18 protein-coding genes are annotated in these 15,888 nt (G+C 71.1%); 9 read left to right on the top strand and 9 right to left on the bottom strand.

Annotated elements, in window-relative coordinates; genetic code table 11:
- Positions 1-2: 2 nt before the first annotated feature.
- From OG430_RS46110 to OG430_RS46095, 4 genes are all read right to left on the bottom strand, one after another.
- Complete coding sequence (locus OG430_RS46110) at positions 3-527, bottom strand: DoxX family protein (RefSeq protein WP_327358692.1); 525 nt, start codon at positions 525-527, stop codon at positions 3-5.
- Between the two features lie 130 nt (positions 528-657).
- Entirely contained in the window at positions 658-1,386 is a 729-nt protein-coding gene (locus OG430_RS46105; protein WP_327358691.1) for a hypothetical protein, read from the bottom strand.
- 128 nt (positions 1,387-1,514) lie between these two features.
- A complete protein-coding gene (locus tag OG430_RS46100; RefSeq protein WP_327358690.1) occupies positions 1,515-2,783 on the bottom strand; it encodes a hypothetical protein in 1,269 nt (422 codons plus the stop codon).
- On the bottom strand, positions 2,780-3,418 hold the full coding sequence (locus OG430_RS46095; protein WP_327358689.1) for a hypothetical protein: 639 nt from the start codon (positions 3,416-3,418) through the stop codon (positions 2,780-2,782). Before OG430_RS46095 ends, OG430_RS46100 begins: the two co-directional genes overlap by 4 nt.
- Positions 3,419-3,816: 398 nt before the next feature.
- On the opposite strand from OG430_RS46095, the gene OG430_RS46090 reads away from it, so the two are divergent.
- Together OG430_RS46090 and OG430_RS46085 are read left to right on the top strand one after the other, a co-directional pair.
- Entirely contained in the window at positions 3,817-3,969 is a 153-nt protein-coding gene (locus OG430_RS46090; protein ID WP_327358688.1) for a hypothetical protein, read from the top strand.
- Between the two features lie 328 nt (positions 3,970-4,297).
- A complete protein-coding gene (locus tag OG430_RS46085; RefSeq protein ID WP_327358687.1) occupies positions 4,298-5,071 on the top strand; it encodes a hypothetical protein in 774 nt (257 codons plus the stop codon).
- A gap of 121 nt (positions 5,072-5,192) precedes the next feature.
- Here the strand turns inward: OG430_RS46085 and OG430_RS46080 are convergent, their stop codons facing one another.
- Positions 5,193-5,690: a flavodoxin family protein gene (locus OG430_RS46080; RefSeq protein ID WP_327358686.1), complete on the bottom strand. Its 498-nt coding sequence runs from the start codon at positions 5,688-5,690 to the stop codon at positions 5,193-5,195.
- A gap of 83 nt (positions 5,691-5,773) precedes the next feature.
- Positions 5,774-5,950, bottom strand: coding sequence for a hypothetical protein (locus tag OG430_RS46075; RefSeq protein ID WP_327358685.1), 177 nt, complete (start codon positions 5,948-5,950; stop codon positions 5,774-5,776).
- Positions 5,951-6,185: 235 nt separating this feature from the next.
- Between OG430_RS46075 and OG430_RS46070 the strand changes: the two genes are divergently transcribed.
- The 4 genes from OG430_RS46070 to OG430_RS46055 all read left to right on the top strand — a co-directional run bounded on the left by OG430_RS46070 (position 6,186) and on the right by OG430_RS46055 (position 10,371).
- Positions 6,186-7,349, top strand: coding sequence for a lipase family protein (locus tag OG430_RS46070; RefSeq protein WP_327358684.1), 1,164 nt, complete (start codon positions 6,186-6,188; stop codon positions 7,347-7,349).
- Positions 7,350-7,626: 277 nt separating this feature from the next.
- Positions 7,627-8,670, top strand: a complete 1,044-nt coding sequence (locus OG430_RS46065) for an isopenicillin N synthase family dioxygenase (RefSeq protein ID WP_442816672.1) — start codon at positions 7,627-7,629, stop codon at positions 8,668-8,670.
- A 107-nt stretch (positions 8,671-8,777) separates the two neighbouring features.
- Positions 8,778-9,518, top strand: a complete 741-nt coding sequence (locus OG430_RS46060) for an SDR family NAD(P)-dependent oxidoreductase (RefSeq protein WP_327358682.1) — start codon at positions 8,778-8,780, stop codon at positions 9,516-9,518.
- Between the two features lie 172 nt (positions 9,519-9,690).
- On the top strand, positions 9,691-10,371 hold the full coding sequence (locus OG430_RS46055) for a 2-phosphosulfolactate phosphatase (protein WP_327358681.1): 681 nt from the start codon (positions 9,691-9,693) through the stop codon (positions 10,369-10,371).
- Positions 10,372-10,497: 126 nt separating this feature from the next.
- Here the strand turns inward: OG430_RS46055 and OG430_RS46050 are convergent, their stop codons facing one another.
- Positions 10,498-10,734 carry a hypothetical protein gene (locus OG430_RS46050; RefSeq protein WP_327358680.1) on the bottom strand — a complete coding sequence of 79 codons (237 nt, stop codon included), beginning with the start codon at positions 10,732-10,734 and terminating at the stop codon, positions 10,498-10,500.
- Positions 10,735-11,049: 315 nt separating this feature from the next.
- Positions 11,050-11,349 (bottom strand): hypothetical protein, encoded by a 300-nt coding sequence (locus tag OG430_RS46045; protein ID WP_327358679.1) that lies wholly within the window; start codon positions 11,347-11,349, stop codon positions 11,050-11,052.
- Positions 11,350-11,522: 173 nt separating this feature from the next.
- Between OG430_RS46045 and OG430_RS46040 the strand changes: the two genes are divergently transcribed.
- Both OG430_RS46040 and OG430_RS46035 read left to right on the top strand, forming a co-directional pair.
- Positions 11,523-12,440, top strand: a complete 918-nt coding sequence (locus tag OG430_RS46040) for a hypothetical protein (protein ID WP_327358678.1) — start codon at positions 11,523-11,525, stop codon at positions 12,438-12,440.
- 167 nt (positions 12,441-12,607) lie between these two features.
- Positions 12,608-13,360 carry a hypothetical protein gene (locus OG430_RS46035; protein WP_327358676.1) on the top strand — a complete coding sequence of 251 codons (753 nt, stop codon included), beginning with the start codon at positions 12,608-12,610 and terminating at the stop codon, positions 13,358-13,360.
- A gap of 142 nt (positions 13,361-13,502) precedes the next feature.
- Here the strand turns inward: OG430_RS46035 and OG430_RS46030 are convergent, their stop codons facing one another.
- Positions 13,503-14,348 (bottom strand): helix-turn-helix domain-containing protein, encoded by an 846-nt coding sequence (locus OG430_RS46030; protein ID WP_327358675.1) that lies wholly within the window; start codon positions 14,346-14,348, stop codon positions 13,503-13,505.
- Between the two features lie 366 nt (positions 14,349-14,714).
- Between OG430_RS46030 and OG430_RS46025 the strand changes: the two genes are divergently transcribed.
- Entirely contained in the window at positions 14,715-15,665 is a 951-nt protein-coding gene (locus tag OG430_RS46025; protein WP_327358674.1) for an esterase/lipase family protein, read from the top strand.
- Positions 15,666-15,888 lie beyond the last annotated feature (223 nt).

Raw genomic sequence — 15,888 nt, 5'->3', positions numbered from 1 at the left:
TGTTACTCGCCTTCCCCCGCCTCGCGCACTCTTCTGTTCCGGGCGCCGACCACCATCGCTGTGACCGCTGCCGTTCCCAGCAGGGCCGCCGGGACCATCCAGTCACGGTTCAAGGTGTGGTCGAGGGCGTGGTCGAGGGAGAGGCGGCCGGGCCCCGTGACGGCGAGGCCGACGGTCGTCAGGCCCAGCGCGGCCGGGTACTCGTAGCCGCCGCCCTGCGCGAAGAAGCCGTTGGGCACGTGCACGGAGGCGGCTCCCGCCATCGCGCCCGCGGCGGCGGCGCCGGCCGCCGGTGTGGCCAGTCCGAGCGCGAGGAGCGATCCGCCGCCCAGCTCCGTCAGCCCGGCCGCCAGGGCACTCACCTTCCCCGGCCGGTAGCCGACGGACTCCATGAAGCGGCCGGTCCCTTCGAGACCGCCGCCGCCGAACCAGCCGAAGACCTTCTGCGCACCGTGCGCAGCCACCACCCCGCCGATGCCCACGCGCAGGAGGAGCAGGCCCAGATCACGTCGGTCGAAACAGGTCATGCCGGCTCCCGCTCGCACAAGGTCACAGGCCTGTCCTGCGGCTCCCACCGTCGCATCCCGACCACCTGCCGGGCTCGCGCTCACGGCCGTTGGGGTGACGCCCGCCGCTTGTCCGTCCGTGCCGGGTGCGTCATGCGGGCAGGCAGGCCGGGACTCCGTCGCTGCCGCCGCTGCTGAACGCGGTGACCCGCTCGTCGGCGTCGCCGTGGTCCTGGGAGCTGGTCCACGGCGTGGTGTCGGCGAGGGCAGTGAGGGCCTGGGCGAGTTCGTCGGTGTCGCCGGGCTCGAACTGCAGGTCGTCGGCGCCGAAGAGGGTCGCTCCCGCGAGGCAGTCGGCCTGCAGTTCCGCCGCGTCGACCGAAAGGCCCTCGACCCTGTTCTGCACGGCGTGGGCCCACTCGTGGGCGATCACCAAGTAGATCCAGGCGTCGCCCTCTTCGTAGCCGGCGCTCATCAACTGCACGTCCCAGGCGATGAAATCCTCGGGCGGGCAGTAGAACGCGTTGAACGCGGCGGCCGGTTCACCGGCGCAGTCCGGTGCGTCCGCGTCGTCGGCGATGTAGGCGCCGACGACCGTCGGGGCCTCGTAGACACCGCTGAAGTGGTCGTTCCAGTGGGCGCGCCAGAATCCGTCCACCACGGATACGGCGTCCTCCGCCTCCGCCTGCCAGCCGGCGTCCTGCGTGCCGGCGGGAGGCGGCTCCTCCTGGTCGTCCGGCGGGGCGGCGCTGCGGGCCGTGGCCGGTGCCGCGGCGCTCGTCGGGGTGCTCGGCTCCGGGTCGTCGCCGCCGAAGCAGCCGCTCGCGGTGAGGACCACGCAGGCGATCAGGGCGAGGAGGGGACTGTGCCGGCTGGTCATTGCGGGCTCCGATCCCCGGGAGGCGACCCGTCGGTCTCCTCCCGGCAGTCTGCTCGAGGTCGGATGGTCGAGATGGGCACTCGAGGTCGGGAAGTTGAGGTCAGATGGTCGAGGTCAGGTGGCCGAGGTCAGATGAAGGCGACGACCGCGAGTGCCGTCGAGGCGAGCGCACCGAGCGCGGGCCACCACAGCCAGCGGGGGCGCCCGATGGCGAAGGCGGCCACGGCCAGGATTTCGGCGACGACGGCCAGGGCCGTGGCCGCGGACAGCAGCAGGGAGCGGCGGCCGGCCTGTTCGGCCAGGGTCACTTGGTGGTTCTGCTCGGCGACGGCCGCCGAGAGGGTCTTTGGCCGTACGCTCAGCGCGTTGGCCGCGGTCGCGTCGATGCGGTCCTGTGGCCCCGGGGTCCGCCCCATGTAGTCGGCGATCGCCCGGACCCGGACCGCGAGCGTGCTCTCCACGGCCGCAAGGACCCGCTCGTCTTGTGCGTCGCGCGGGCTGACCCCCGTGTCCAGGGAGGCCAGTTCACGCGCTGTGGCGGCGAACTCCACCGCGAGAGCCGTCTGTTGGGCCTCGGTGTGGAAGGCGGTGCGCAGGCCGTACCCGTCGATGGAGGCGCTCACCTGGGCGGCCTTGCGCGAGGCTTCCGCCTGGGCGCGCTGTTCGGCGCCCGCCACGAGGATCTGGCCCAGGGTCAGCACCAGCGGCAGGACGAAGACGGACAGGTGGAACAGGGCGCCGCGACGATGCCCGGTCCGCGCGGTGGCGGGCTGGGGCAGGAGTTCCAGTTCCCTCAGCACCCTGCTTGCGGACGGCGCCGGAGCCCGCTGCATTCGCCGGGGCCGCACGACGTTCGCGGCGCACACGGCGGCGAGCACGGCCCCCGCTCCCACTCCGGCGGCGGCAAGGCCCCAGGTCGCCCACCGGTCCCCGGCGCGCATGCGCGCGTCGGGGTCGAGCCCGTACAGCTCGGGTGAGTCGTGCTGCACGTCGGCCAGCCGTCGCAGCACGTCGTAGCCGAGATCCTGGTAGCGGTAGCCGTCGTTGCCGAGCAGGCTGTCGCGGGGAGAGGAACGGCGCATGTGGAAGGCGAACTGGGAGGCCAGGGTGTACTCGGACGCCGCGAGCCTTCCTTGGTTCCTGAGGGGTCGCAGCCGGTCGGCCCGGGCCTGTGCGACGGCCACCTGCAAGGCGCGGGGCGCCTCGTCGGCGTAGACCTTCCGGATGTCCTCGATCATGGCGGCCTGGCGGCGGAGGTCCTCCCGCACCGCGCTCTGGTAGGAGCCGGACGACTGGCTGAGCTGCCAGCCGGCCAGCAGGGTCGCACCGACGACGACCGCGAGCAGGGTGATCTGGACGCGGATCCGGAGGCTGAAGCGCTGCGGCCGGGAGGTCACAGCGACTGCCGCTCGAAGACGATCTGCGCACCCTGTGCGTCGGTGAGCGCCAGCATGTCGTCGGCGACTTCCCAGAGGTGGCGGGTGGGCGTCAGGTCGGAGGGCCGGTCGGTGTAGTCGCCGGCCGGATTGGTCGGATCGTGCAGCGACCTGGTGGCCGTGACCGGGGTCAGGAGGAGTGCGTCGCCCTCGACGCGGGCGGTGCCTTCCGCGACGAAGGTGGCCTGGGCGACATCTCCCTCCCCGTTGGCGACGAAGAGCAGACCGACGTACATGTAGCGCCCGTCCGCCGTGAACCGGTAGGTGATGGAGGCGGTGCCCTTGGGCGGATTGCTCTCCCAGGCGCCCACGAGAATCTCGGGGAGCGCTGCCTCATCCGGCGCCTCGCTCCGATCCGTCGCGGTCGGGGCCTCGGCCGACGGACTGGGCGTCGGGCGCGTGGCGGAGGTCCCGGCGCGGGGTGGATCGGGCGGGTCGGGCGAGGAGCAGGCCGCGGCGCTTCCGAGCAGCAGCGCGGCGACGAGCGCCCCGGCCGCGCGGATGCCCGGCCGTCGTGCGGCGGACCTGACGGGCGGGGCAGAGGTGTGGGCGTACAACTTCCGCTGCACATCGGTGAGTTGCAGGTTTCCTGTCATGGCAGCGTCCCCCTGTTTTCGCCGGCCGGACAGACGCCTCTCGGCGGTGCACCGCGAGCGGTCGGCCCGGCACATGCACGACGCACGCCAGGAGCGGGAGCCGGGGCAACACCCCAGGGATGCACCCAGGGCTGTCCCCGGAATCCGCCGACCCGAGGGCCGCCGGATCGGGCGCGGAAAGCGGCCGTCCGGCGTGGTTTCGGCCGCGCGTACGCTCCCGGGCGGAGCCGGGATCCGGACGACGCGGTCCGCCGCCGGGTCCCACGGCGCCGAGGCGATCCATCGGTGTCCGCTCCGCTCGCCACCCCGGGGGAAACCCCGGGTCGTTCCCTGGCGACCGGCCCGCCCCGCCCTCCTGGGTTGCGGCGTGCTCGCACGTCCGCTCGAAGGAGGTTCCCGTGGCACTGCAACAGCTTCCGGTCGACGTGGAGATCGGCGCACAGGATCAGCGGTTGTTCGTCGGCTCCTGCGCGCGGATCGGGCTCACCATCGCCGAGGGGTCTCCGCTCACCTTCGAAGACCTTGAGCGCGTCCGGTACCTGCCGGCCTGACATAGAGGTCCCCCCTCCCGGCACGCAGCGCGGAGGGGAGCAGGGTCGGCTGTCCCTTCCACGTGCCCATTCTGAGCGTCCGGCGAGGATGTGGTCAGGTCCCGGGTCCGGCCGCTCTCAACGGGCCGGATTCCGCCTGCCATTGACGCAGGACGGCCGAAAACGCACTGGTCGGCCCCCACCCGGGGCCCGTCTCTCCCCGGGCGACATTGCCGCATGAGGAGACCGGGCCGTACCACTCGTTCGGTCCCGACCAGGTGCGCCTCAGGGGTGTCCAGGCTGTGCTCGGAGTATCCCCATGCCTCTCCGAGACCTCTAGGAGCCCTGGATGCGCCTCACCACCCGTCTTGCCACCGTCGCCATGGCCGCAGCCGCCGTCCTGACCAGCGCCTTGCCCGCCGCGGCGGTCGAGGATCCGCCCCCGGATCCGACGATCCAGAGCACGGGCCTCTACGTCGCCGGTGGCGGCTACGCCTTCGTCGAGTTCACCCCCGAGGTCAAGAAGGCCCTCAAGGACAACAAGGCGAAGTTCCGCTACATCGCCCCCTGGACCGCCCTCCCCAAGGACCTCAGCAAGCCCGACGGCGCACTGCGCGACCCCAACGACGGCTTCTACATGCCGGTGGGCGCCGGGCTCGACGGCCTCGACCTCAAGGTCTTCGACATGCCCACCATGGCGAGCCGGCTGCTGCAGTCCGCCACCAAGATCGACTATCCGGGCGGGTTCGCCCTCGAGATCGACGGCGGCAAGAAGGGCATCGCCGCCAACGGCGCCTGGCTGGGCCTGCGCCCGGGCACCGGCGGCTTCTACATCACGCCCTACGTCAACGGTGTGAAGGCCAAGGAGAACACCCGCTTCCTCACCCTGGAGATCATCGAGGCGTTCTTCAACGGCTCGCTGCTGCCCAAGAAGGACGCGTACGGCAAGTGGAGCTGGGGCCCGACCGCGCTGCCGGTCCGGCTGACCGCGGAGACCGCCGCCGCCGTCAAGACGGCCGCGGGGATCAACGTCGACCCGCTGATCGGCAAGACGGCCGGGCACATCACCGTCCGCTGGAACGAGCAGAAGAACTTCCCCGAGCGGGCCGCCGCCGGGCAGTGACGCGAGGGTGCCCCCGACGCCGCGTCGCGGGGCACCCGCCGCCGGTGCACGGGCCGCTGCCGGACGACGCGGAGCGCATGTCCGCCGTGCGGCCGGCCCGTGGGTCGGCTCGGCGGGCCGGTCAGTGGCCCGGCCCTGCCGGTCGCCCGCCGTTGGCGCCGACCCGCTCCCGCAACCCTTCGGCGAACGCGTGTGCCGCCGCCAGGTCGCCGGCGTCGGGCCGGCCCTTCCTGATGCCGCCGACCGCCTTGAACGGCAGGTAGGTGTCGAAGCCACGGCACGAGAAGGTGTCGACCACGTCGAAGCCCTTCACCTCCAACTGCCGTACCAGGGGCCGGGAGAAGCGCTGAAATCCCGCTTCGGGAAAGCCGCTGGTGGCCAGCACGAACGCTTGGCCCCGCCGCTCCCGCGGGAGCGAGCGGACGAACTCCCGCAGCTGCGCGTGGAAAGACCCCAGGAAGATCCCCGAGCCGAATCCCACGAGGTCGTAGCGGGACAGCTCCGCCACGTCGACCTGCTCGGGGGCGACAACGGCAGCGTCGAGCGTACGGCCCATGACGTCGGCGACCCTCTTGGTGTTGCCGTGCGACACCGACGTGCACACGATGATGCTCTTCATGACGAGGCTCCTCACGATTCCGCGGACGCCCACTGAGACACGGCGCGCACCGCGACCGTGACACCCGCCGAGCATGGCCTGCGTCACATCGACCGCCGGTCCGGGCGCACTTGGCGTCCGCCGCACAGGCCCTCCCGGGCGCACCGGGCGGGTACGGGTCGGCCGTGCCGCTCGACCACGGTGAGCAGGACCACCGAGTCCGCCGGCGCCGTCAGCCCGTGCGCGGTGGGCGGTGCGGGCAGCAGGTCGTACGGCGCCACCTCGCGGACGGCACCACCTCGCGGACGGCGCCGGCCGGGAGGGCCGCTCGATGGTCGCGAGGGCGACCCTCGCCACGAATATCGCACCGCGTCGCCGCCCATGCCCCGCCGCGGAATTCAGTGTCGGCCGAACAGGCGGAACATCCCGCCCGCCTCCCGGATCTCCGGCCAAGTGCCCTCAGGATGGGGGACGTTCCCGTACTTTCCCTCCTTTGTCGCACCTCTGGAGCCCGAGTTGAAGCTGCACCACCCCATCGCTGGGAAGTACGCGGTGGCCATCGCCGTACTGACCGCGCTCGTCCTGCCGAGCACCGGAGCCACCGCCGCCGATCCCCGGCCGGCCACCGCGCGAGAAGACCGCGCCGGAAGCGTGGTGGGCAGTACACCGGCCACCGCGGGGCTGCTGCCCGGGCTGCTCACCCAGCCGACCGACGCCTGGCGCATCACCTATCGCTCCAGGGGCGCCACGGGACGCTCCAACACCGTGTCCGGACTGGTCGTCGTCCCGCGCGACGGGCGCAAGGGACCACGGCCCCTGATCGCCTTCGCCCCGGGCACGGTGGGGCTGGCCGACCGGTGCGCGAGCTCCAGGTCCGGCTTCGCCCTGGAGTCGCTGCTGTTCGACCGTGCCCTGCGCAAGGGCTGGGCGATGGTCGTCACCGACTACGAAGGTCTCGGCACCCCCGGCGAGCACACCTACCTGGTGGGCAGGGCCGAGGGACAGGCGGTCCTGGACGCGGCCCGCGCCGCCCAGCGGCTGCCGCAGGCCCGCGCCCGCGGCGTCGACAGGCGCTCCCCCGTGGGCATCGTCGGCTACTCCCAGGGCGGCCACGCCGCGGCCTGGGCGGCCCAGCTGCACGCCGCGTACGCACCCGACCTCGACCTCAAGGGCACGGCGGCGGGCGGCGTCCCGGCCAACCTGCTCCGGGCCTTCGCGCACAACGACGGCGGTCCCGGCTCCGGCTTCGCCCTGATGGCGGCCATCGGCCATGACGCGGCCTACCCGGAGCTCGGGCTCGCCCGCTACCTCAACCCCGAGGGACGGCGCCTCGCCCGCCTGGCGAGCGCCGGCTGCGTGGGTGAGACCCTCGCCGCCATGAGCGGCAAGCGAATGTCCGACATCACGCACAAGAACCCGCTCGACGCTCCCCTGTGGCGCAAGCGCATGCGCTCCTCGGACCCGGGTCGGATCGTCCCCGACCGTCCGGTCTTCCTCTTCCAGGGGCAGGCCGACGAGCTCATTCCGTACGAGGACGTGCCCCGGCTGCGGTCCGCGTGGAGCCGCGGCAACGACGCCGTCACGCTGCGTTCCGTGCCCTTCGGCAACCACGCCACCACCGTGCTCGACTCGCTGCCGCCGGTCCAGGAGTGGCTGGACGAGCGGCTCACGAAGAGCTGAACCGGGTCACACGGCGAGGGGCGCTACCGCTCGCACCCCTCGCTGTGTGAGGCCCGTCACCTGCGGAAAGGGAGGGGCGGAGTATCCTTGCCGCATGCCTCCGCTCGTACGACGCCGCCACGTGGACTACGTCCGCGTCACGAGCATGGCCTGTCGCGCTCAGCGCTGACCCAGGCCCCCTTTCCACCCTCCCGGTCCTTCCGCGCCCGCCCCACCCCGGCGGCGCCGAGCCCGCGCAGATCCGCGCCGACCGGGCCGCACCGAGCGGATGCATCTCATGTCGTACGTTTCGCAGCTCCCGATCATCGACCTCTCGGCCGCCGACCGCGGCCCTCAGGCCCGCCGTCTGCTCCACGCCCAGCTGCACAGCGCCGCCCACGGCGTCGGGTTCTTCCAGCTCATCGGGCACGGCGTCACCGAGGCCGAGACCCGGGCCCTCAACGAGGCGATGCGCGCCTTCTTCGCCCTGCCGGAGGCCGACCGCCTCGCCCTCGACAACATCAACTCGCCCCACTTCCGCGGCTATACGCGCACCGGGGACGAGCGCACCGGCGGCTCGCGGGACTGGCGCGACCAACTGGACATAGGCGCCGAACGGCCCGCCCACGTCCCCGGCCCGCACGAGCCCGCGTACTGGTGGCTGCAGGGCCCCAACCAGTGGCCCACCGCCCTGCCGGGCCTGCGCACCGCCGCCCTCACCTGGGTGGAACGGCTGAGCAGCGTCGCCGAGAAGCTGCTGCACGAGCTGCTGGCCTCGATCGGCGCCCCCGCGGACTTCTACGACGACATCTTCGGCGACCGCGCCCACCCGCACCTCAAGCTCGTGCGCTACCCCGGCAGCGCGGCCGACGGCGCCGACCAGGGCGTGGGCGCGCACAAGGACTACGGCTTCCTCACGTTGCTGCACCAGGACACCGTCGGCGGGCTTCAAGTCCAGCGCGAGGACGGCGCGTTCCACGATGTGCCGCCGATACCGGGCGCCTTCGTCGTCAACCTCGGCGAGCTGCTCGAAGTCGCCACGAACGGCTATCTCCTGGCCACCAACCACCGGGTGGTCAGCCCGCCCGGAGCCACCGAGCGCTACTCGGTCCCGTTCTTCTACAACCCGCGTCTCGACGCCCGCGTACGTCCGCTGGACTTCCCGTACGCGGACCGGGCGCCCGGCGCCACGGCTGATCCGGCGAACCCGCTGTTCGCCGAGTACGGCCGTAATGAGCTCAAGGGCAAGCTCCGCGCCCACCCCCTGGTCGCGGCCCGCCACCACGCGGACCTGCTGCTGACGCAGGCCCGGGAGCTGGCGGAGCCGCCCGTCGGCGTGTGACCGGACCGGCGGCGGCCCGCTCGAATCCGGCACTTGAATCTGACACCAATGTCAACTCCTACCGTGACGGCACGGCACACATCACGTCGTCCACGGAGGAAGCAACCATGAGTGACCTGACGGGCAAGGCAGCGCTGGTGACCGGCGGCAGCCGCGGGATCGGCGCGGCGGTGGCGAAGCGGCTGGCCCACGAGGGAGCCGCGGTCGCGCTGACGTACGTCCGGGCCGCGGACCGGGCGCGCGAGGTCGCCAAGCAGATCGAGGCGGACGGGGGCACTGCAGTCGTCATCCGGGCCGACCTGACGCAGCCGACGGACGCGGCGCGGGCGGTGGAGCAGACCGTGCGGGAGCTGGGCCGCATCGACATCCTGGTGAACAACGCGAGCTTCCTCGCGTACGGTCCGCTGGCCGAGGTGACCGCCGAGGACCTGGACCGGGTGCTCGCCGTGGACGTCCGCTCGGTCTTCCTGGCGGCCCAGGCCGCCGCCCCGCGCCTGGGCGAGGGCGGGCGGATCATCAGCATCGGGTCGTGCTTCAACGGGCGTGTCCCCGGCGGGAACTTCGTCCTCCAGGCGACTGCCAAGACCGCGCTCATCGGACTGACCAAGGGGCTCGCCCGGGAGTTGGGGCCGCGCGGGATCAACGTCACCTCCGTCGACCCGGGCCCGATCGACACCGACATGAACCCGGCTGACGGCGACAGCGCCGACTTCCAGAGCTCCCTCACCGCGCTGGGACGTTTCGGCCAGGCCGAGGACATCGCCGCCGCGGTGGCCTACCTGGCGGGTCCGGGCGGTCGCTACATCACCGGCACCGGCCTCGCCGTGGACGGCGGATACACCGCCTGACACCGAGCAGTACACGGCCGCCCGTCCGGATACGCGTACCGGGCCGGGCAGGCAAGGCGCCGCCCGTCCGCACCTGAGACGGGCGGCGCCCAGCCTGCCCGCCGGTCGCCGTCGTGCTGAGGTGCTCCCCCCTCCGGGCGCCTCCGGTCAGGCATGCGCGATCATGATCAGAATGGACTCACGTTTCCTTGGCATCCCTGAGTTGGCCGAAGCCCCGTCCGTGGCGGTCGTGATCGACGTCATGCGTGCTTACACCGTGGCCGCCTGGGCCTTCGCCCGAGGGGCAGAGAAGATCGTCCTTGCCGAGACGCTGGACGAAGCCCTGGCGCTCAAGGCCCGCCACCCGGACTGGGCGGCGCTCAAGGACGGCCCGGCCGCACCCGGGTTCGACCTGGTCAACTCGCCGGGCCTGCTGCGGTCCGCCGACCTCCGCGGACGAACCGTCGTACAGAAGACCACGGCCGGGACGGTCGGCGCCCTCGCGGTCAAGGAGGCGTCGCTGGTGCTGTGCGCCGGCTTCGTGGTCGCGGAGGCAACGGCTCGGCTCCTGCGGGCGCGCGCGAGCGACAGCGTCACGTTCGTGGTCACGGGCGAGGGCGGGCAGGCCGACGAAGACCTGGCATGTGCCCAGTACATCGCCCGCCGGGTCACCGAGCCCGGGACGGCTGCCGCCGAGTACGTCCGCCGTGCCGCCGCATCACGCGCGGCCGCCGAGTTGGCGCAGGGCGTACGTCAAGGAGTCCATCCCGACGACGTCGAACTCTGCCTGGAGGTCGACCGGTTCGCCTTCGCCATGGTGGCGACCTTGGAGGACTCACTCATGGTCCTGCGTCCGTGCGCCGCGCACGAGTAGCACTGCCACGACTGATGAACCCGGCCGGCCACCGCACTGGTCTGCTGTCCAGAGGGCAGCCATGAGCCTGCTGTCCAGGGGGCACACATGGCGCGGACAGCGGGGCAGCCGGACCCGGAAGACACCTCACAGACGCCCGGTCGGCGGGGGTCCTTCGGGGCATCCACCCCGCTGGGCCTGGTGGGTGATCTGCAGCGTCGTGCCCGTGGCGGGAACAGTGGCAACGGCGCCGGCCATCTCGGCGCAGGACGGGAGCAGCAGCGCAGGACCGCCTTCGGTCGTGTCCCCCGGGGATGACATCTCACGGACGCCCGGCCCGAGTTCGACGGTGACAAGGCCGCCGCCCGAGCGGACGTCACTCACCACTCTCACCCCGGTCGGCAGCCCGGCCTTCAAGGCACGTGGGGCCACGCTGAGCGGGCGAGATTTCGCAGACTCCTCCACGTCCACTCACTCGTGTCCGGGCCGCGGAGCCATCGACTTCAACCTGGGACGCGAGTGGAATCGCCTCAGACTCACAGTCGGCGTCGACGACAACTCGAAGTACGCCACAGCCCTGTTGACCATCTCCGCCGACGGCACCGCCCTCTTCCCGACGCTGACTCAGCGCCTGGCACCGGAACGCGGCCGCACCACTCCTCGGCGGCGCCCCGGTGCCTCACTGCCACGTGATGTCGGCTACTTGATGTCGGCCTGTTCGCGGATGTCGCAGTCCGTGAACACCGGCTTCTTGGTGGCGAGCGCGGCGAGTTGCTCGGACAGCTTGCCGACCTCGGGGTCGCTGCTGTTGCGCATGGCCTTCTCGTACGACTCGAACTCGATGATGATCAGGAACCGGTTGGACTTGGCGCGGTCCTGGAGGACCGTGCGGTGGCTGGGGCGGTCCTTGCCCATCGACGTCTTCTCGAACCGCTCGATCAGCGCGCGCATCTCGTCCATGCGCTCGGTCTCGACCTCGATGATCTGGGCGAACTTCATGGTGTCCCTCCCGGTAGTGCCAGGTTCCCTGGGCCGAAAACCCGCACCGTCCAAGCAAGCACCGGGGGCCGCTCTCGGCCATACGCCGTTTGTACGCTGCTTGCGCAAGATCTCCACGCAGACCCCACAGTTGACTCAGACCGCTCAAGTGATGCTGTGCCACACTGCGCCGCATGCGCATACCCCCTTCCCTTTCCGCCCTTGCCCTCGCCGGCGTGCTGACCGTGGGCACGGTCGGCTGTTCCTCCGGCAAGAACGCGGACGGAGAGGGCGGCGGGGGCACCGGTCTGGAGCGCGCGCTCGGTGCGGCACCCTCGTCGGTCGGTTCAAAAGCCCTCACGTACTTCGACGTGCGGACCGCGCGCAAGCTGGTGGCCAAGGACGAAAAGCTCTACCGGGTCCTGAACGGCTACGGCATCGGAGAGCTGTCCGACTACGCCGGGAACCCTCGCGAGAACTGGGGCTTCGACGAGAAGGACGTACGGACCGCATTCGACGTCCAGGGCCAATCCAGCCGCCTGACCGGCACGTTCGACACCGAGGCGATCGCGGCCGCCCTGAAGAAGAAGGGCTTTCGCGCCGGCAGCGCGGGCGACGGCACCCGGTTCGAGGAACCGGGCAAGAAGGGTTCCACCTTCGAGGTGACCGAATCCGTCCGCGTCCGCTCGGACTCCGACCGCGCATTCGCCCTGTCGTTGGCCGAGCCCGAGAACTCCCTCACCGATGATCCCGCCTATGCGGCCGTCGCCGACTGCCTGGGCGATGTGTACTACGCGTCGTTCTATGCGAAGCGCAAGAAGGGGGACGTCGTCCTGCTGGCGATCGGCGGACGCCTCGACGCGGGCGGCACCTCGTCGGAGACCATCTGCACGGTCAACGCCTCCAAGAAGGCCGCCGATCGCACCGCCGCCAAACTCCGTACGAAGACGGCGAAGGGCGAGCCCTACGCGGGCAGCACGGTTGCCACGGGTGACGGCGACGCCCCGGTCGTCTCCATGACGTGGAAGACCACTTCCAAGTCCGGCCACCTCCCCCGGGAGAACGACCAGACCTCGAAGCTGCCGAGGCTGCTGCTGCTCGGCTGGGGCTGACGACCGGCGGCCGGCGGCCGGCGGCCGGCGGTCGTCGTGTGGTCGTACCGGCCGTGGAACGGTGTAGCCCGGCATTGGTTCGGACCATGCCCTTGCGCTTGGAAAGCGCTTGCACCACCCTCTGGGAACGTCGCGTTCCACTTCATCACCCCACGGGGAGGATGCTCATGGCACGGCGTACGACTCACCTCATACGGCGGCTCCGCCTCGGCGCAGTCGCACTCTTCGGCGGCGCATCACTGGTCCTGGCGCTCCACTCGCCCGCGGCGGCCGCGCTGACGCCCAGTCATCTGGTCAACGCCTACACCACCATCCAAGGCGCGCCGTCCCAAGGCCTCAGCAGCATCACGTACCCGATCCGGGTCGACAGCCAGCCCAACGCCAGCGGCTACTTCTTCGCCCAGTCGTTCTTCTTCAAGGGCGGCCAGCAGGCCTACACCGGTCTGCAGCCCAGGCCGGGCGGCGGCCGCGCGTACTTCAGCGTCTTCGGCGAAGGCGCCTCCACCGCCGACGCCAACTGCGCGCCGGGAGCGGACGGCGGGCCCGGTGTCACCTGCAGCACGAGCTACCCGTACACCGTGGGGCGGACCTACCACCTCACGGTGCGAGGCGCCGGCGGCAGCAAGTGGGAGGGGGTCGTCACCGACACCGTCACGGGCAGCACGACGCACATCGGCAGCTGGACGATCTCCTCCGGCCAAGGGCTGTTGGACACCTTCAGCATCCAGTTCACGGAGTACTACCTCTCCGTCGCGAACTGCGACGCACTCCCCCACGCGCAGGCGTTCTTCGCCAATCCCAAGGGCAACGGGGGCGCCTACACGGGGCCGTTCAGCAGTGGCCTCACCCTCGGCACCTGCAAGAGCAAGGCCGGCTACACCATCAGCGGCTCGGGCCTGACCACGGTCACCGGCGGCTGACGCTCGGCTGTGCCTGCCGGCGCCCCGGAGGCGAGGGCAGGCACAGCCCGGCACGCACTCCCTCGCGAGGCAGCAGACCGCTTCTTGCGGATCCGAGCGGCCTCTGGGAATCGGCGCACCCGAAGCCTGTCCGGAGTCCGCCTCACTGCTCCGCGCCCGGCCGGGGGTTCTCCTCGAAGTACCCGGCCATCGCGAGCTCCAGATACCGCTCCATGGCGCGCTCCTGTGCCGCGGACGGCTGGACGGTCGCGGCGCCCATGGCCTGGGCACCCAGCATGAGGCTCCGTTCGTCGACCTCAGTGAAGTCGATTTCCGAATGGCGGACTCCGGACGCCTCCTCCTCGGCCTCCACCGCGGCGCACTGCGCCGCCATCTCCTGGGCCCACACCTCGACCCGAGGGTCGTCGACGGCCGCGTCGGCCAGCTCGTCGAACTGCGCGCTCAGCCGGAGCGCCGCTGCCTCGAGGTGCGGCCGGCCGGCCAGGAAGGCATCGGACTGCACACTGCCCAGCGCCGCCCCGACGCCATGGGTCGCCTCCAGCAGGAGCAGGAACCCCTGCTCCTCCTCACTCGGGACGTCAAGGCCGCCCGCTTGGTGGGCGGCTGCCACCTCAGGAGTGAACAGCCCCCTGGCACTGCCGAACTCACGGAGGCGGGCCACCGCCGCGCGCTGCTGCCTCAGCTGTTCCTCCTTGGCCGCCAGAATGCGGTCCAGCTCGGTCAGGAGCGTCTGGATCTGCTGGTCATCGGTCGCCTCCGCGGCCTCCTTGACGGCCTCCAGGCTCAGCCCGGCCGCGGCCATCCGCTGGACCCAGAGCAGCCGAGTGATCTCCTCAAAGCGATACGCACGGTTGCCCGCGCCGTCCCGGCCCGGCTCGGGAACCAGGCCGATCTCGTGGTAGTAGCGGATGGTCCTGGGCGTGAGGGACGTCAGCTCGGACACCTCGCCGATGGTCAGGGGCTTGTCGCGGAATCTGTTCTTGCTCATGCGGTACATAACAGCGCATTCCGTAACGTCACCTGCAACTCGGCACCGCCTTATCCACGGGGGAACTAGGGCGCCGCCGACGAGGAATGACGGTGGCGGGGCCACGACCAAGGCGTTCTTCGAGGTTTACGTTTCCCTCCCTCCGGAGCCTCCCGGTGTGCATACTGAGGGCCCGGAAGATCACCCGGGGACGCACGGCCGACGGTCCGGGATCCTCCTCGGGCGGCACCAGGGCCGGCGGCCTGACGGTGCGTCATCCGGTGAGGGCGTGGGGCGTCGGAGGAGGTCACCCGAGGTTCACTCCTCGGTCTGCACTCTTGCGAAACATCGCGCGTGGCCCGAGTTCGCCACCCCTCTGGAGCCGTCTTGCACATACTCAAGTACGCCACCGCCGTCTGTGCCGCCACGGCCACGGTCTTGGCCACCTCCCCGTCCGCGGCAGCGGAGACCGGCCCTGAGCAGGACAATTTCCTGCCCGCCCTGGGCCATTCCATCCTCCACCTCGACATCGATCCGCCGGGCGCCAACGACTGGAACTGCCGCCCCGGCGCCGCCCACCCGCGTCCGGTCGTCCTGGTACACGGGACCTACGAGAACCGCTACAACAACTGGGCTCGCATGTCCCCCGAGTTGAAGGCCCAGGGCTACTGCGTCTACGCCCTCGACTTCGGCGACACCGACGACGCCGGAGTGAGTGTCGCTCCCACCGTCAAGGGTTACGGAGACATCAAGGAGTCCTCCAAGGAGCTCGCCGCCTTCGTGGACAAGGTGCTCGCTGCCGGCGGCTCCAGCCAGGTGGACCTCGTCGGCCACTCCCAGGGCGGAACCCTGGCCCGCTGGTATCTCAAGGCCGACGGGGGCGCGAACACGACCGACCCCTCGAAGAACAAGGTCAAGAAGGTCGTCCAACTCGGCGCGACCAACCACGGCACCACCATGAGCGGCATCGAGACACTCGCCGACACGTTCCACATGCTGGAATCCGGGGAGAAGCCCCTCGGGAAGGCGGGCATCCAGCAGTACGAGAAGTCCGACTTCATCAAGGAGCTCAACGCGGACGGCGACACCGTTCCTGGGGTCGATTACACCGTGATCGGCACGAAGTACGACGAGATCACCACTCCCTGGCGGAGCACCTTCATGACGGCGGGCCCCGGAGCAACGGTGCAGAACATCACCTTGCAGGACGGCTGCTTCGTCGACTTCTCCGCCCATCTGAGCATGTCGTACAGCCCGCGTGCGATCGGGCTGGTCAAACGGGCCCTGGACCCATCGGCCCCGGCGGCTCCCTGTGTGCCGAGGGCGCCCGCGTTCTGATTCGGGCCCGAAGGTCCGCCTTGGCCGATGTCGATCGTCGGTCGGCTGCCGGAGGATCGCCGGAAAGCGAGGCGGCCGAATCCCCCTTACCGCCGTCGGTGCCCCGCAACGGGGTTACCGGCCTTCGGAGTTGGCATGACTACCTCCCCTTGTCGAGTGCATGGCCCGGGCCGCACCAGGCCGCCTCGGGTACTCGCCGGCTGCTTCGAGGTGTGCCGGGAGC

Origin of the sequence: Streptomyces sp. NBC_01304 (genome assembly GCF_035975855.1) — a bacterium.
Classification (GTDB): domain Bacteria; phylum Actinomycetota; class Actinomycetes; order Streptomycetales; family Streptomycetaceae; genus Streptomyces.
Note: the sequence above shows the minus strand (reverse complement) of the source record. Positions and strands in the feature narration are given on the sequence as shown.